The sequence below is a fragment of the Nostoc commune NIES-4072 genome, from assembly GCF_003113895.1.
In the GTDB taxonomy this organism is placed as follows: domain Bacteria; phylum Cyanobacteriota; class Cyanobacteriia; order Cyanobacteriales; family Nostocaceae; genus Nostoc; species Nostoc commune.
Window position 1 is genome coordinate 694,953 of the sequence record NZ_BDUD01000001.1, and the last position, 18,581, is coordinate 713,533.

At 45.5% G+C, this 18,581-nt stretch carries 7 protein-coding genes; all 7 read left to right on the forward strand.

Translation table 11 applies throughout. The features are described 5' to 3' along the window. Positions 1-215: 215 nt before the first annotated feature. Positions 216-2,753, forward strand: coding sequence for a beta strand repeat-containing protein (locus CDC33_RS03085; RefSeq protein WP_109007245.1), 2,538 nt, complete (start codon positions 216-218; stop codon positions 2,751-2,753). A gap of 170 nt (positions 2,754-2,923) precedes the next feature. After that, positions 2,924-3,487 carry a DUF11 domain-containing protein gene (locus tag CDC33_RS03090; RefSeq protein ID WP_109007246.1) on the forward strand — a complete coding sequence of 188 codons (564 nt, stop codon included), beginning with the start codon at positions 2,924-2,926 and terminating at the stop codon, positions 3,485-3,487. Positions 3,488-3,653: 166 nt separating this feature from the next. Next, positions 3,654-5,195 (forward strand): hypothetical protein, encoded by a 1,542-nt coding sequence (locus CDC33_RS03095; RefSeq protein ID WP_244919122.1) that lies wholly within the window; start codon positions 3,654-3,656, stop codon positions 5,193-5,195. Then, positions 5,192-9,100 carry a hypothetical protein gene (locus CDC33_RS03100; protein WP_109007248.1) on the forward strand — a complete coding sequence of 1,303 codons (3,909 nt, stop codon included), beginning with the start codon at positions 5,192-5,194 and terminating at the stop codon, positions 9,098-9,100. The genes CDC33_RS03095 and CDC33_RS03100 overlap by 4 nt, the downstream gene beginning before the upstream one ends. 456 nt (positions 9,101-9,556) lie before the next feature. Further along, complete coding sequence (locus CDC33_RS38265) at positions 9,557-13,363, forward strand: beta strand repeat-containing protein (protein WP_181373876.1); 3,807 nt, start codon at positions 9,557-9,559, stop codon at positions 13,361-13,363. A 118-nt stretch (positions 13,364-13,481) separates the two neighbouring features. Further along, entirely contained in the window at positions 13,482-15,620 is a 2,139-nt protein-coding gene (locus tag CDC33_RS03115) for an autotransporter outer membrane beta-barrel domain-containing protein (RefSeq protein WP_109007250.1), read from the forward strand. 99 nt (positions 15,621-15,719) lie between these two features. After that, a complete protein-coding gene (locus tag CDC33_RS03120) occupies positions 15,720-18,533 on the forward strand; it encodes a beta strand repeat-containing protein (RefSeq protein ID WP_109007251.1) in 2,814 nt (937 codons plus the stop codon). The last annotated feature ends 48 nt before the right edge of the window (positions 18,534-18,581 follow it).

Consider the following 18,581-nt stretch of genomic DNA (forward strand, 5'->3'; position numbering starts at 1 on the left):
ATCAACGGTAAGCGTCAAACAAGTAGGCAATAACTTCTCTGCCTATTGCCTCAATCTGGTTTTTCAGGAGTAGCCAATAATTTAACTCCTCAAATAGACATCTCCGAAACATTAACGTTTTGGCTCGTCTAATCGGTAATTCTTTAAGGAATTGCCGAACTTTATCCTGTCTCAAAACCCAAGATACAAGTTCAGCAAATAAACAAACTACTTCTATGGTAAACCGAAAGAAATCTGTCAACAAGCAGCGCCAGCGTTACCAATCTCTAGTAGCAACAGCATTGTTAACTAGTAGCCTTTTCCAATTTGTCGCACCTGTACTAGCTGAGGGTACAGCTGGTGGGCAATCTATCAGTAACACGGCGACAGCAAGCTACGAAGATCCCAACGCGCCAGGGACAACTATAAATTCGACCTCTAACACTGTAACTGTAACTGTGGCAGAGGTTGCTGGTATCACTGTCACAGCGTCGGGTGTAACGGATAACAATGGTGGCTCTGTTGCAGTTGGTGATTTACTAACCTACACCTACACCTTAACGAACGTAGGTAACGACGCCACCAAATTCCATATTCCCAACCAAGCAACAACAACTGGGCCTGGTACAGTTTCTGGTGTACTTCCTGCTGATAAAAATAATGCAACACCAGCTAGTGGCACACTGCAATACAGTACTGATGGTGGTGCAACTTGGACAAACGTAACAGCAGGTGGTGTAGATACACCCTCAATTCCGGTTAGTGGTACTGTGTTGGTGCGTGTGCCAGTGACTGTACAGACTGGCGCTCAATCGAATGACGTAATCAAAGTTACCCTTGGTAACACTCCTGGTGATGCCCAAAACCAACTGCGGAGTCCCGATGGTGGTGACGTTTATACTGTAGATAATGCTGATGGAAGTCCTGGGGAAGTTGCTGGCGCACCAATTAACGGTACACGAGAAGCTAGTATTACCCAGCAAATTCAAGTGGGCAACACTGTTAAAACCGTTGCTCTAGCCACAATACTCAAAACTCGCACAGGCTATAACGCCGGTAACACTTCCGTACTCAATGATGATGTGCTGACTTATGGTTTAAGCTTGCGAGTTGAGAGCAATGACGTAACCAATCGGGGGCTAACACCCGCAGCTTTAGCTGGTACAAGTATCAATGTAGATGGTAGTGCAGTTACTCGCATCTTAGTTTCTGATGCACTTCCAGCATCCACAACTCTTAATGGGACTCCAACCGCTCCTCCAGGGTGGATAGTGGTTTACGCTGGCGAAGATCCTGCAACTACAACTGCTGATCAGGCTCTGTGGAAAACTGACAAAACTCAAGTAACAGGCGGTGTAGTTAGACGGGTTGGTTTTATTAACAATCCTAGTTCTATCTCTACAGTTGCCACTGGGACAACCGTTACAGGCTTTACAGTACAAGTAACGACCACTGGAATCACAGGAACGACAGCGACAGATGTTAACAACATCGCTCAAGTGTTCGGTAAAACTGCTGGTGATCCAGCTAGCCCCCTACTCTTCGACGATTCAGGTGACCAAAACCCAGATAATATTGACCCCACTACTGGAGCCTTTCCTACTACACCTGACGCTGGTTATTATGTCACTACTCCCACCAATATTGATACGGGCAATAACAACCAAGGTGCTAATTCTGTTACAGGAAATGTCAACCGTTATACTGTTTCAGTTGCGGCAGCAAACTCAGTTTTAAATGGGCCGAATAATGCACCGGATGCAACTGGGCTAACGGGGAACAACGACGACTTTACCAACAAATCTTCCTTTGTTCCTCCTAACACAGCACCTGGTAGTACACTTGATCCACAATCAGTTGGCTTTACTAACACACTTAAGAACAACGGTACTGCCACTAACGACATCACAATAGTGCCAACCGCACCAACAACACTTACAGATTTGCCAACTGGTACAAAGGTGACTGTTACTTATAACAATCAATCTGCTGTTTATACCTATGATAGTACTACTGGTGCTTTTACCATAGCAACAGGTAATACACCAATTAAAATCTCTGGTGTTGCCGCTGGTGCCAGTGTTAATTATGGTCTAGAAGTTGACCTACCAGCTGATACGAAACTATCGACTGATATCGGTAAGGGCTTCCCAGTACCCATTGTTGCCTTCATTGATGCTGATAATGATGGTGCATTAAATAAAACTACTGAAGTCTACAACATCTCCATCGATCGCGTCTACACTGGCTTTTTACAATTGGTGAAAGTGTCACGAGTTTTACAAGGAACTGGGCCAGCTGTTGGTGCAGGTCAGGGTGATTTTGAGTCTACACCAGCTTACACCAATGCTAATGGCACTGTTATTGATCCAAATTCAGGAGTTGCTGATGTACCCAGAAATCCTGCTCCAGGCAACATTATTGAGTACCAGATTCGGTACAAAAATATTTCTGATGCTCAAGCTGGAACCGGTAACGTGATTTTGAATGCTAACAAAGTTGTGATTACTGAAGATGGTACGCAAAGCCCCAACAACTGGGCGCTAGATAACGATAGCAGTGGTCAAATTGATACTAGTAACATTGTTGGTTCGGCTAAAGATTCTGGGGCTTCAACTATCCAGTTCTTCACTGGCAGTCCAGCTACTAACCCTGGCGTCGATCAAACTGGAACCACGGTAAACAGTGATGTCACAAAGTATGTAAATAGTGCTACTGGACAGATTGCACCTGGTGTTCAAAGAACATTTACCTTCCAACGCAAGGTTAATTAGATAGTTTGATTTCTACCCCTCTTTGTAAAAGAGGGGTGTGATAACGCATCTGTGTTTGTAGTTGGCGATTTAAAACTAAAGCGCTAACTACAAACTGATTATTCCCCAGCGAAAACAGGGAAAGATAAATCAACAATCGACATTGTGAAAGTTTTTTGAGGTTATTTATTATGAAGCGTCTTTCTTTTGCAGGTTTAGGAGCGATCGCACTTATTGCTACCGTTCCATTTGTCAATCAAGTGCCGGGAGTGCCTTCTCTATGGCATTCTACAACCGCCATCGCTCAAAATGTCAAACCTCAAGGGCAGTTACAGTTGCGCTTAGAGGCAGAAAAGCAAGTGGTGGCACAGGATCAACAAGGTAAGCAAAGTAAGAAATGGGAACCTTTGAAAGGTCAAGCTGTGGTGCGACCAGGAGATGTGTTGCGTTATACCTTGAGCGGTGAGAATAAGAGCGATCGCCCAGTCAAAAATTTGGTTCTAAATCAACCTATTCCTAAAGGAATGGTGTACGTACTGAAATCTGTTTCTGCCCCTAATAATACTAAAGCTACTTACAGTATTGATGGCGGGCGCAGCTTTGTCGAAAATCCTACTGTTAAAGTTACTCTTCCTGACGGCAAAGTGGAAACAAAGCCAGCACCAGCGAATGTTTACACCCATATCCGTTTGCAAGTTCCGTTAGTTGCAGCAAAGACAACAGTTAAAGCGACTTATCAAACTCAAGTGCGCTGATTCGCGCCTATACGGATAAAATCCCCCCGCCTGTGGCGACCCCCTTTTTAAGGGGGTAAAAGGAATGAAACAGCCCTGCTTTATAAGGAGAATCGGAGGGATCTTCGATAGAGAAACAAATGCTTTTGTCAACAAAAAAAGCGGCATTCCAGAGGAGATATGTTCAGTGAGCCGTCCTCAAAACCAAAACCAAATTACTTCTAGCAGTAGCTGGTATCAAAGGTTAACGGCTACTGTTCTTCTGGCAAGTGTTTTGCATACTACTATACCTATACCAGCGATCGCGCAACAGACTAAGAATCTGATTGCGTCTGTGCCATTAACAAATCAAGCTACTTATACTTATACAGATTCTACTAGTAATTATAAATATCAAGGAAGTTCTAGTCAGCTTAATGTTAGTCCTAACCCATTAATTGACCCATTAGGGCGGATTTTAGGTTGCGCTGGCGAACTTTTACCTGACTATACAGGTTTTTCAGTTGGAGTATACGAACCTAATTCCAGCGATCCAACGGGTACAGAATTGGGAAACTTAGTTCCTTTAACTCGAACAGAGTTACCGGATATTGCTAATAACAACGTTCCTGGCGGTAAATCGCCAAATATCGAAAATAGTAATCCCTATTTTATTACGAATAACCCTGCGGGTGTCTACAATTTTCTCCTCGATCCTAACAAGGGTCAAACTAATCCAGGTAGAAGCTACATTTTTGTAGTTAATCCCCCAGCAAATTCCATCTTTAAACAACGACGCATCAAAATTGAAATCATTGCTAGCACTGGCAGTGAAGGTAATAATCTCGTGCGGTATGTCGCTACTTCTTTAGATGGTCAGCCAATTAGTGTTCTAGGCGAGACAAGGGTCGAGGATACGGTTGTTTTAGTTAACAATGCTGAAACGCAAGCACTGAAGTTATTTGCCTTTGATTTCAGTACAAATTTATGTCAACCCAATCAGGTGCAGATTATCAAAACAAGCGATCGCGCTGCTGCTGAACCTGGAGATACAGTAATCTACCGCCTCTCAGTAAAAAATCTCGCTGATGCTGGTTTGAATAATTTAGTTGTTACCGACAACTTACCTTTAGGATTCCAGTTCTTGCCCAAATCTGTGCGGGGAGAGTTAGATGGTCAAGCGATCGCTATTACCTCAGAACGCAATGGAAACACGGTGACATTCCGGACAGATGTCACAATTCCTACAGAGAAAGTCTTGAATATTGCCTACGCGGCTCAACTAACAGCCGATGCTTTGCGCGGTAGTGGTCGTAATAGTGCGATCGCTAATGCCCGACGAGCTGACAACGGTTTTAGCACTAAAGATGGCCCAGCAACGCACCAGTTAAAAATTCGTCCAGGAATCGTTTCTGATTGTGGCACAATCATCGGCCGCGTGTTTGTTGATAAAAACTTTGACGGTGAACAACAGCGTGGTGAGCCTGGAGTACCAAATGCGGTGATTTTTCTGGAGGATGGAAACCGCATCACCACAGACCCGAATGGGTTGTTTTCATTAGCCAATGCTTTACCAGGAAACCATACGGGTGTGCTAGACCTCAGCAGTCTTCCTGGTTATACTCTGGCTCCCAATAACAAATTCCGCGAACGGAATAGCCAATCTCGTCTAGTGCGTTTAGAGCCTGGTGGCTTGGTACGTATGAATTTCGCAGTTACCCCCACCTTTCAGGAGCCAGTCAAGAAATGAAACTTAGACTGCACGATGTAAATACATTTAACTTGAGGTTGATGGGGGCGATGCCGGTAGTAGCTCTCAGCCTTATTTTGTACCCTGCAATAGTCAAAGCAGAACCAGTCAATGAAAATCTCTTTTTCTCTGATTCCCCTTCGCAAGCAGATAAGGGTGTTGAAGCAGAGGCAAGGGAGCAGGGAGCTTTTAGCTGGGGAGAGGGCGCTAAGGGGTTAGATTCCGCTTTGGTTTTTTCAGATAACCTGAAAAGTTCCAAGCAACTTCCACCTCACAAATTTCCTTCCTCACCAACTACTGATACTTCAATTCCAGATGTCCAGCCAAGTGAAACGGAAATACAACCATTTCAACCAACAAGTTCCGTAGATTTACCCAGAGGCTTACGCAAAATAGCCGGAATTAAGAACAAGAATGATGGAAGTAAAGACACGAAAACACAATTGCAAGGTTCTCTAAAGCAAATACAACCATTCCAACCAGCAAGTTCCGTAGGCTTACCTAGAGGTTTAAGCAAAATAGCAGGAGTAGAAAAGGGGCAAGAGGTGAATGAAAATCTTCCCATGTCCCCTACTCCCGCCATTTCTTCAGCAATCAAAATTCTGACTCCGACGGCTGAGGGCGTTGTAGATGTACAAGCTACCACAGTTACTGTGCAATTTCCCGTTGGAAGTCAGGTGGAATTGCGGGTGAATGGCATTTTGGTAGATTCTTCTTTGGTGGGACGCACGGAAAGTGATGCCACTACCAATCTAATAACGCAGACATGGTATGGTGTCTCGTTAAAAGAAGGTAAAAATACTATCTCTGCACAAGTAGTTGGAGGAAAAGAACCCCCCGTAACGGTGCAAGTTGCAGTCAGGGGAGCGCCGCAGCAACTAACTTTAGAAACAGTTGAGTCTCGCATCCCAGCAGATGGACGTTCCACAGCGACAATTCGGGGTCAACTCATCGATGCAAATGGCAATCGCTCTAATCGTGATGCTGTTGTCACTTTGATACCTACTGCTGGAGAGTTTGTTGGGAAAGACTTTAAACCCGATGAACCAGGATTTCAAGTGGAGGCGAAAGCGGGACAATTTACAGCTACGTTACGATCGCAACTCAAAGCCGAAACTGTCCGAATTCGGGCGATCGCTAATAATTTAGAAGCCTTTACTCAACTACAATTTGAAACGGCACTGCGTCCGAGTTTGGTGACAGGGGTAATAGATTTACGTTTGGGTGCTAGAGGTACAAATTATTACGGCAGTTTTCGTGATTTTCTCCCTCCTGACAAAGACAACGGAACGCAATTAGATTTCCACTCAGCAGTATTCGCCACTGGTGCGATCGGGGAATGGTTATTTACAGGCGCATATAACAGTTCTCGTAGCCTCAATGAAGATTGCGACTGTAATAATCGTCTGTTTAGAACTTACCAATCGAGTGAGCAAAATTATCCAGTCTATGGCGATAGCTCGAAAGTTGATGTCGTTGCTCCTTCTATTGACAGCGTATATCTGCGTTTGGAGCGTTCAACTGGTATCCCTGGATCTTCTCCTGATTATGCCATGTGGGGTGACTATAACACAGAAGAATTTGCGCGGCGATCGCAGCAATTTACTTCTATCACCCGTCAACTCCACGGTTTTAAAGCTAACTACAACTTAGGGAACTTACAAATTACAGGTTTGTATGGCAACCATTTAGAAGGGTTTCAACGAGATACTATTGCTCCTGATGGTACTAGTGGTTATTATTTCCTCTCTCGCAGAATACTGCAACCAGGTAGCGAAAATGTCTTTATCGAGTTAGAAGAACTCAATCGTCCTGGGACTGTATTAGAACGCAAACAGCTTAACCGAGGCCCAGACTACGAAATAGACTACGATCGCGGTACTTTATTATTCCGCGAACCCATCCTCCGCACCGATATTGATCAAGTCGGACAAGTATTGGTACGCCGGATTGTTGTTACCTATCAATATGACAGCGAAGATTCTGATAGTAATATCTATGCTGGTCGTTTGCAATATAACCTTTCCCGTAAGCTGAACCAAGAAAGCTGGATCGGAGCAAGTTACGTTCAAGAAAATCAGGGAGTGCGTGACTTTCAACTCTACGGTGCAGATGCGCTGATTTCTTTGGGTAATCAGGGTAACTTAATTGCAGAATATGCCCATTCGACTAATGATTCTGATGTTGTGGGAAAGGTTAGCGGTGACGCTTACCGGCTGGAAGCTGAGGGACAGATTACTAATGGGATTCAAGGTCGTGCTTATTATCGTTTTGCTGATACAGGTTTTGCCAATAATGCCACTATCAGCTTTGTCCCAGGACAAACCCGTTATGGAGCGCAGGTTACAGCTAAACTGGCCTCAACCACTAACGTCAGAGTGCAATATGACCACGAAGACAATTTTGGGATTGCTCCCCAACCCCTAGATACCTTTGAAGAACTGTTTGCACCGCGTTCTGAGGCGATACCTGGGAGCAAAGTTGATAATTCGCTGACGACGATTTCCGCCGGTATTCAACAACGTCTGGGTAAAGCTACTATTGATCTGGATTGGATTCATCGTCATCGAGAAGACCGCATTCCCGACAGCGCCCTAAGTAGTACTTCTGATCAACTGCGATCGCGTTTTTCAGTTCCCATTGCCAAGAACCTGACTTTTCAGGCGCAAAATGAATTAAGTTTATCTTCTCAAAAAGATACTGTTTACCCAGACCGTACTATTTTCGGGTTGAATTGGGCAGCAATCCCTGGTGTAAATATCAGTCTGGCCCAACAGTTTTACACTAGCGGTCAATATTCAGGTAATTCCATCACCAGCTTGAGTGTCAACGGTGAACACAAACTCGGATCAGATACTACTTTGACCGGTCGTTATTCAATTTTGGGTGGTGCGAATGAAATGACTACTCAAGGAGCAATTGGTCTAAATAATCGTTGGAATATTGCTCATGGATTACGGCTGAACTTAGCTTACGAACACGTATTTGGCAACTTCTTCGGACGGACTGGAGCAGGACAACAATATGCCCAACCCTTCGCTTTTGGTCAATCAGCATCTGCGATCGGATTTGATGGTGGCGATAGCTACAGCGTGGGGCTAGAATACTCTGATAATCCACAGTTTCAAGCCAGCGCCCGTTATGAACATCGTTCTTCTTCTAGTGGTAGCAATACAGTAATTACCGCAGGTGCTACGGGTAAAATTTCTCCGGCTCTGACCGCTTTGGTACGTTATCAACAAGCTGGTTCTTCCAATCAAAAGCTTTCAGGATTGGGAGATACTGCTAACTTGAAGGTAGGTTTAGCTTACCGCGACCCCAATAGCGATAAATTTAATGCCTTATTGCGTTATGAATATCGACAAAATCCATCAACTGTTCCTGACACCATCCTGTTAGGAAGTGGTACAGGTTCCCAAGACCATACTTTTGCTTTAGAAGCTATTTACGCTCCTAACTGGCAATGGGAATTTTATGGTAAGTATGCCTTGCGTAACAGTACTTCTTACATAGCTAGTGATTTAGCAGGTACTAGCACAGTAAATCTGGCCCAACTACGGGCTACTTATCGTTTGGGATATAGCTGGGATTTGGTGGGTGAGGCTCGTGTGATTAGTCAGCCTAACTACAGCGAAACAGGGTTTGTTCTAGAAACAGGCTACTACCTCACACCTAACCTGCGCCTTTCGGCTGGATATGTGTTTGGTAAAGTTGATGACCGAGATTTTTCTGGCACACGTTCGGCGGGAGGCGCATATTTAGGCTTTACGGTCAAACTCAACGAATTGTTTGAAGGCTTTGGACAACAAAAGATTCCATTACGCCAGCCACAAGAATCTGCAATGAAAACTTTGGTGAATAAACTTAAAGCCGCAACAACGGCGATGCAAAAGCGTGAAATATAAAACGGTTATTTGTAGAGACGTAGCACTGCTACTTCTCTACATTGGGTTGTAAACAACGGATGGGGAATTTTCACGATGATCAAACCAAAATTTCAGGGCAAATACCGCGTAGAGTCCACCCGTTTACCAAATCGAAATTATGCTGCGAATGGTTGGTATTGCATCACCATTTGTACTAAAGATTGCTTTGATTATTTTGCTCAGGTCGTGTCAGGTCAGGTAAAACTTTTGAAAATAGGATAAATTGCTCAAAAATGTGGGATAGAAATTCCCAATCATTTAAATTAAGTGAATATGAATTTCTATGATAGATTTTCGTATAAATTGGGAAACCTAAAAGCGGGCGATCGCAACTCATCTCCAATATGGTAATTCTAAACCTTCTATTAATGCCGTTGTTCGCTCCATAGTAAAACCAGTAATTCGTTAGTCTTCCCAATTTTTCAATAACTAACAATGAAATATTTATTTAAATATCTAAGAGAGATCAATAAACTTGCTCACAAAAGCCTTCCCAGGCGAAGTTATTCTCTATCTACACTACGCATTGTAGGAACGCTAATAGTTTCAGGTGCATTTCTAGCTCCACAAATCCTGTTGCCACCACAGTCTGCGCTGGCAGATAAAACTGGAATTTGTGCTGTACCGGGTAAGGATGGTGTTGGGACGATTAGCGGTATCCTCAATTCTTACTATCCCGGCGCAACGGGTGCAACAGTCGCAGTTGGTGCAATGTCAATTCCAGTGGGTGCTATTAACTCAGCAGGATCAACAACCCCCATCGCGGCTGGGGATTTGCTTTTGATTATTCAAATGCAAGATGCCGCAATCGATTCCACCAACTCCGATGCCTATGGTAATGGTGTTGGTGGAGATGTGACTCCCCCAGCAGGTGTGACAACAGTTCCACAACCTTTAGGTGCCAGTGGATGGACAAACTTAAATAAAGCTGGACGTTATGAATATGCTGTAGCAACAGGGCCAGTCAGTGGTGGGGCAATTCCTATTAGCCAGGGTACCGTCAACTCTTACTCGCAAAGTACTGCAACCACAGCAAAAGGACAGAGTACTTATCAGGTTGTGCGTATACCTCAGTACTCAAGCGGCACGATTAGTGGTGCAGTGACCACCAGTGCACGCTGGAATGGTTCATCGGGCGGGATTGTCGCCTTTGATGTCGCCGGACAACTCAACCTTGGTGGCGGTACAGTTGATGTAAATGGCTTAGGGTTTCGCGGCGGTGGAACGAATAAAAACGGTGTTACCAATGGCGGTAATGCTCAAACCAACTATCGCAGTACAGATACGGGCGCTGGTACTGGTAGTGATGCTCCTAAGGGCGAAGGTATTGCTGGTACACCCCGACTGGTTTCACAGCAACCATTTGGCTCTTTTAATGTCCGATCATCAACTGTCACTATCGACAATAGTACCCAAGGCTATCCCAATGGTGATGATGGTCGAGGTGCCCCTGCCAATGCTGGAGGAGGTGGTAACGAACACAACTCTGGGGGTGGCGGCGGTGCCAATGGAGGTAATGGCGGCTTGGGTGGGCGATCGTTCACATATACTGGTGGAGGTACAGGCTTAGGCTACTATGTTGGTGGTTTTGGTGGTACAGCTCTGACGGCAGACCCAACTCGCTTAGTAATGGGCGGTGGCGGGGGGGCTGGTGACGTTAACGATCAGGTTATGCCTTCAGGGTCAGGGGGCGGCGGCGGTGGCATGGTGTTCATTCGCGCTGGAAGTGTGAGTGGCACTGCCACCATTAACGCCAGAGGTGCAGATGGAATTGATAGTCCTGGGGGAGCAAACCCAGATGCAGGAGGTGGCGGCGGTGCGGGTGGTACAGCATTAATCACGGCTGCCGGAGGCAGTTTGGCTGGGCTGACGATTAATGCAACGGGGGGGACAGGTGGTGATCTAAACGAAAATGGCACTAATGAAACTGACGGGCCGGGTGGTGGGGGGGGGGGCGGTGCTGTCTATACAACTGGCGGCGTGACTGCTAATGTTAGCGGCGGCACATCCGGCTTGATCGTTAACGGTACAGTGAACAATAACACTTCAAACGGTGCAACGGCTGGCACAAGCGGTATCAATCAGACAGTTACTGCGGCTAGCCTTACAACCAGTATTTCTGGTAGTGCTGGCTGTGTACCTCAACTAACGGTCACAAAGACGACCAGCACACCGACGACGACTGCGGGGGGTACCGCTACTTACACCATTACCGTTGCCAATGCTGCCAATCGAGCCAGCGCCACTCAAGTTGATATTTCTGATGCCTTACCTGCTGGTTTTACCTATGCCTCTGTTGGTTCAGTTAACTTAACTGGTGGTGCAACTCGAACAACAACGACAAATCCAACTGTCGGGGCCACTAATCCAAGTTTTGGGCAGTTCACCATTCCCGGTGGAGGACAGGTGCAAATTACCTTCACAGTAAATGTGGTAGCGGGTAAGGCATTAGGCACTTATCAGAACCCAGCTACAGCAACCTATCTCGACCCTACCCGCACCACCACTAATGGAACAACCACCGCAACGTATAATTCCGCTTCCAGCACCGGAGAAGACGTTACTATTATTCCTCCACCTGTAACCGTGAGTGGAACAGTATTTAGCGATGCTGATGCAGATGTTACTATCAACGGCAGCGACGCAGGAAGCAATGCCGGATCGGCAAACCTGACCATTTATGCCGTCGATACTTCTGGCAAGGTACTAGATAAAATTACTGTCGCGGCTAATGGTACTTACAGTCTGGCTAACGTCCCTGCAAATTCCAGTGTGACGCTGCGGCTTTCTAATGACTCGACTGTAGCAATTGGGGCAACCGCACCCACAGCCTCTACCATTCCCAGTGGTTGGTATTATACGGGCGAAAACAAAAATGGCACAGTCGATGGGACGATCGCCACATTAGGTAATATTGCCCTGACCACTACTACAAGCAATCTCACCAATCAAAATTTTGGCATTCGTCAAGCCTACACCATCACTGCTGACCCCGCCCCGACAACCTGTAACCCAGACTACAGAACTGCCTTGAACACAGGGATTACTGCTGCTGGTGGGCAATTAGCAGTCGGAGCCTATGACTTAAACTGGACTGCTGAATGGATTGCTGGCCCCGCTAGCGGGCCTGGAACTCCTTATGCCCCGCCGCGCCCTGTGGGAGTCATGCCTGCGGTGGTAGTTGGCAAACTCGCCAGCACTTGGGTGACTGAACCAACCAATCCAGCCAATGCACGCTGGATTAGCTATCCATTCCGCTTATCCGTAAACACCGATGGCTATCATAATGATGCTGATTTAGATGGCATTCAAGCGGAAGGTAATAGTGGCTTCTCTGGGCCTGGCACCTCTGATGATGTGCGACTGAAATTCACCTCAACACTGACTTTGCCCAGTAATGCCAATACGATCTCAATTTCTTTACCCGTTGGCGTGGCGATTGATAATCAATTTGTCAGCATTAAGGTCAATGGGGTGGAAAATCTCGTGCCAACTCCGGCGGCAAATCCCATAGCTGCTGACTATGGGACAACAAAAACCGTTAACATCACCAACGGTTGGCAGGCTGGGGTAAACACCATTGAAATCATCGCCGATTCTGGCCCTGATCGAGTTGGTTTCTTCCTAGCCGTTCAAGCCACCACTACTCAAGTTTGTACTAACCCGAATGTTCTCTTGGTGAAACGGATTACAGCCATTAATGGCGATCGCACCAAAAACCCCAATGACAACACACCATTAAATACCTTCGTTGATGATACCACCTCGACTCGTAAAGCCGACGATAACAATGCTAACTGGAAGTCTGGTTATCTCGTGGGGGCAATTGACGGCGGTAAAGTCAAGCCAGGAGACGAGATTGAATATACAATCTATTTCCTGAATGCGGGTAGCGTTAATGCCAATACTGTGAAAGTGTGCGATCGCATTAGTGCTAACCAAAATTTTAAAGTCGGTGCTTATGGTACTAGCAAAGATATGCAATTGCAGCTAGGAACGAGTACAGTACTTGATTTAACCAGTGCATCGGATACAGCCGATCGCGCTCAATTGATTAGCGCTGGTGGTAGTGTTCCCGCTAATTGTTATCTCAAGGCGACTAATGATAATGGCACTTTAGTTATTGATGTGACTGGTAATACTGGAGTCCCAAATTTAACTACTATGCCAGGGTCTACAGGGCAAGGTTCACCTAATGATTCCTATGGTTTCTTGCGTTTTATCACGAAGGTGAAGCCCTAACTGTTAACTAACCTCTAAGACGCGAAATTGGACTGGGCTTTGCCCCGCAACCCTTTCGCATCTCTCCAATCCAGGAAATAATTTCAATTTTTCCACTATTACAAAACCAAAACAACTTATGTTCAAACATCAATTCATCGAGAAAAAGTCTAATAATCAACGCCAAAAAGACCAAAAGGGTAAATCCTACTCTACCGTAATTATACTGTCATATCTATTTTTAAACAGTACTTTACTACAAGTCTTACCAGCATTAGCGGCTAGTCCGACACCTGGTACTGTAATTGATAACCAAGCAACTGGTAGTTTTATTGATTCTACGGATAATACTGAAAAACCAATTGAATCTAACATCGTCAAAGTCACGGTGGCAGAAGTTGCAGGGATTACGATAACATCCGCAAATACACCTGGCGCTTCAACGGGTAGTACTAGCAACTTCGATTTTACAGTAACCAACGTCGGTAATGACCCAACCCAGTTTTTTATTCCCGATGCACCTTCGGCGATTAGCGGGGGTACAGCAGGGACATTGAAAATTGTTGCTTATGACCCAGATGGTAGTGGCCCAGCAGCACCAGTTGACCTGACCTCCAACAACATTACTGTGCCGAGTGGGGGTCGCAGTACAGGGACATTGTTAGGTGCGATCGCTTCTGCTAACAACGGTTCGATTCCCGCCGGTGCGTCGATTGTGGTGCGGGTTCCAGTCACCGTGACGGCAGCAGATAGCCAGACTGTGAGTGTGACACTAGGTAATACGAGTGGACAACCGAGCAATAGCAACACTCCATATATTCTGGGTGCGAATGGAAGTGGAAGCAACGATTTATACACTGTTGATAACGCCGATGGTACTTCCGGCGAATCGGCAGGCGCACCGATAAATGGCGATACGACAAATCATCGCCAAGAAGCGAGTGCAATCCAGACGGTGACGGTAGTCAATACTGTTGTCACGGTGAGTGGAACTGTGTTTAGGGATGCCAATGGTAACGTTACTATTGATGGCAGCGATGTGGGAACCAATGCCGGATCAACTAACCTGACTATTTATGCGATCAATACTGCTGGTAATGTAGTCGATAAAGCCACAGTCGCAGCTAATGGAACTTACAGTCTGCCCAATGTCCCAGTAAATTCCAGTGTGACGCTGCGGCTGTCTAACAACTCCACTGTAGCTATTGGGGCAACTGCTCCCACAACCCCTAGCTTGCCGAGTAACTGGGTGAATACTGGTGAGAACAAAAATGGCACGACTGAAACCACTACGCCCGGTGATATTGCTATCACTACGACGACGGTCAACATCATCACTAATCAAGATTTTGGGATTGAGCAACTCCCGGATACGACCAACTTAAATCCAGCGCCTCAAACCAATCCGGGCGGGACGGCAACGATTCAAGTGCCAACCTTAGCGGGAACTGACCCCGAAGATGGCGCATTGGGCAGTGGTAATAAATTCAAAATTGTCACCTTACCGACCAATGGAACGCTGACTTACAATAACGTAGCCGTGACTGCGGGGCAGGTCATTAGTAGCTATGATCCAACGTTATTGAAGCTTGATCCTCAAGATGGAGCGATTACCGTTAGTTTTACCTATGCGGCGATCGATGCTGCAAGCAAAGAAGATGCGACTCCTGCAACAGTGACGATACCCTTTGTCACTCGTGCCAATGTTTTATTAGTCAAACGGATTACTGCAATTAATGGCGATCGCACCAAAAACCCCAATGACAACACACCGCTAAATGCCTTCGTTGACGATACCACCTCGACTCGTCAAGCCGACGATAACAGCCCCAATTGGAAGTCTAATTATCTGTTAGGGGCAATTGATGCTGGCAAAGTCAAGCCAGGGGACGAGATTGAATATACAATCTATTTCCTGAATGCCGGTAGTAGTAATGCCAATACTGTCAGAGTGTGCGATCGCCTTAGTGACAACCAAGATTTTAAAGTCAGTGCTTATGGTACTAACAAAGATATGCAATTGCAGCTAGGAACGAGTACAGTACTTGATTTAACTAGTGCGTCGGACGCAGGCGATCGCGCTCAATTGATTAGTGCTGGTAATAGCGTTCCCACTAATTGTTATCTCAAGGCAGCTAATAATAATGGCACTTTAGTTATTGATGTGACTGGTAATACTGGAGTCCCAAATTTAACTACTATGCCAGGGTCAACAGGGCAGGGTTCACCTAATGATTCCTATGGTTTCTTCCGCTTTGTGACGAAGGTGAAGCCCTAACTTTAACGAACCCTCACGTTGTAGAGACGTAGCAGTGCTACGTCTCTACAATCTAGGGAAGAATTTAAATTTTTCAGTATTGAAAAAGCAAAACTACTTATGTTAAAACATCAATTCATCCAGAAAAAGTCTAGTTATCAACGCCAAAAAGACCAAAAGGGTAAATCATACCCCTGCGTAATTATACTGTTATATTTATTTTTAAGCGGTACTTTACTACAAGTCTTACCAGCATTGGCTGCTAGTCCGACACCTGATACTGTAATTGATAACCAAGTAACTGGTAGTTTTAATGATTCTACAGATAATACTGAAAAACAAGTTGAATCAAATATAGTTAAAGTAACTGTGGCAGAAGTTGCAGGGATTACAATTACAGCAGCAAATACACCCAGTGGAACAACTGGCAGTGCTGTCAACTTTGACTTTACAGTGACTAACGTCGGTAATGATCCGACACAGTTCTTTATTCCCGATGTACCTTCGGTGATTAGCGGGGGTACGGCTGGCACACTGCAAATTGTTGCCTATGACCCAGATGGTAGTGGGCCAACGGCAGCAGTTGACCTTACTGCTAACAATATTACTGTTCCTAATGGTGGTGAAAATACGGGGATATTGTTAGGTGCGTTGTTTACCGCCGTAGGCATCGCTTCTGCTAACAACGGTTCGATTCCCGCAGGCGGTTCAATTGTTGTACGGGTTCCAGTAACAGTCACGGCAAGTGGTGGACAAACTGTAAGTGTGACATTAGGCAATACTAGTGGACAACCCAGCAATAGTAATACTCCATATATTCTAGGTGCAAATGGAACTGGAAGCAGGGATTTATACACTGTTGATAACGCCGATAACATTTCCGGTGAATCGGCAGGCGTACCGATTAATGGGGATGCAACAAATCACCGCCAAGAAGCCAGTGCAATCCAGACAATAACGGTTGCTAACAGTGTCAGTATTTCCGGGACGCTTTACCGGGATGATAATCGCAACAGTACGAACAATGGTGAGCCTGGGATTGGAAATGTGCGTGTGATTCTCTACCAAGATACTGACAACAATGGTGAACTTGCTACGAGTGAAATCATCCAGCAAGTAACAACTCTCGCTGACGGTAGTTATCAATTTACCAACATCGCTGCTGGAACTTACAAAATCAAAGTAGATATTGCTGATATAGATGTGCCTGTAGGGTACACGCTGGGTACTCCTGATAATTTGCCAGTTACGGTTAATACTACCAATATCACCGGAGAAGATTTTGGTTTCTATCCGGCTTCTACCTGTGAATGGGATGCTCAACTCTACACAGGTCATTTTCCAATTCCAGGCGCACAGGCTAGCGAGACTGTAGCGAATGGTCTTTATGGTACAACTGGATTACCAACGCTCCGTGGCACTGCAAAATTTGGAGCGGCAAGTTCCGCATTTACTTTTAATGATCAATCTATAAGTGCAACTGCCCATCCGTTACAAACAATTATTAGCGGTGCGTTTCCAACTGAGGGTTATGTTCCGATTAACGGAGACTACACTTCACCAGGAAATGGTAGCGATCAACCCAACTGGGCGATCGTGTTTAAGCGGCAGGCACTTGCCAAAGGCAGAGTTACCTTGGGGCAAGCAGGAGCTTACATTGATGATTCAATGGAAGTTTATATTAATGGACTGCGGGTCGGGAATCCTGTTCTAACTTCTACTAGCAGCCTACCAGCAAGCAGCGTATCAACAGTTTCCGTCAATGCTGGCGATATTATTGAGATTCGCCTATCGAACTACGCCAATATTGGTGGCTTTAAGGTAACTACTGATTTTGTCTCTGACTTCGGCGATGCACCAAGCAGTTATGGCGAAGCTTCACACGCAATTGGTTGTGGTAATCCCTCCCTTGGCCCAACTGTAACTGGAGAATATAGTCAGCCTTACAGTGCCAATGCGGATGGTGATAGTGGCGATGATGGTGTGACTTTACCTTCAGGACTAACTGTAGGAAAGTCTGTATCAATTACCGTTAACGCTTCGACAGCAGGATTTCTCAATGCTTGGATCGATTTTAATAAAAATGGGGTCTTTGATAGTGGCGAACAACTCAATTTGACCAATGTCACTAATGGAACGGCTGCAACGGTTAATAATGTTCCACTCAATGCTGGAAACAATACTTTAACCTTTACTGTACCCAGCAATGCAACCCTTGGTAGTAGCTTTGCTCGTTTCCGGTTTACGACTAGTACAGTTGCAACACCCAGCCCAACAGGTTCAGGGGGAGTTGGAGAGGTGGAAGATTACCCAGTGACGTTAACAGGCCAACCTAAGCTAATTTTAGTTAAACGGATTACCCGCATTAATAACCAGGACTTAACCGATATTGTGGATGGTCGCAGCGACGTTTCTACTAACGCTACCAATTACGTAGCATCTCCTAATGACGTTGATGATGATAGCAGTAACCCATGGCCTAGTGGTTACTTGCGCGGATTGATCAACGGTGGGACAGTCAAGCCAGGAGATGAGTTAGAGTACACTATATATTTCCTCTCCAATGGTCTGGGTGATGTAACTAGTGTGCAAATCTGTGACTTAGTACCTACCAATACTACTTTTCTTCCTACTGCTTTTAATGGTATGACTCCTAGTGATGGCGGCTTACCAGGAGCAGATCAAGGTATTGCTCTTGGGCTTGGTTCTAGCACTCCTACGGCTTATCTTACCAATGCACAAGATGGCGATCGCGGACATTTTTATACACCTAACGAATCAGGCATTCCATCATCCTGTGGTGGTAACACTAATGGGGCTGTGGTGGTGAATATCACGCGGAGTCCAGATTTGTCAAATCTACCTCCAGCAAATGGATCTGGAACTCCAGCTAATTCTTATGGCTTTGTTCGCTTCCGCGCCAGGGTGAAATAGGGGCAGTTCCAATACGGTTCAGAAGTGAGGTTTTGTGCTTATACCAAC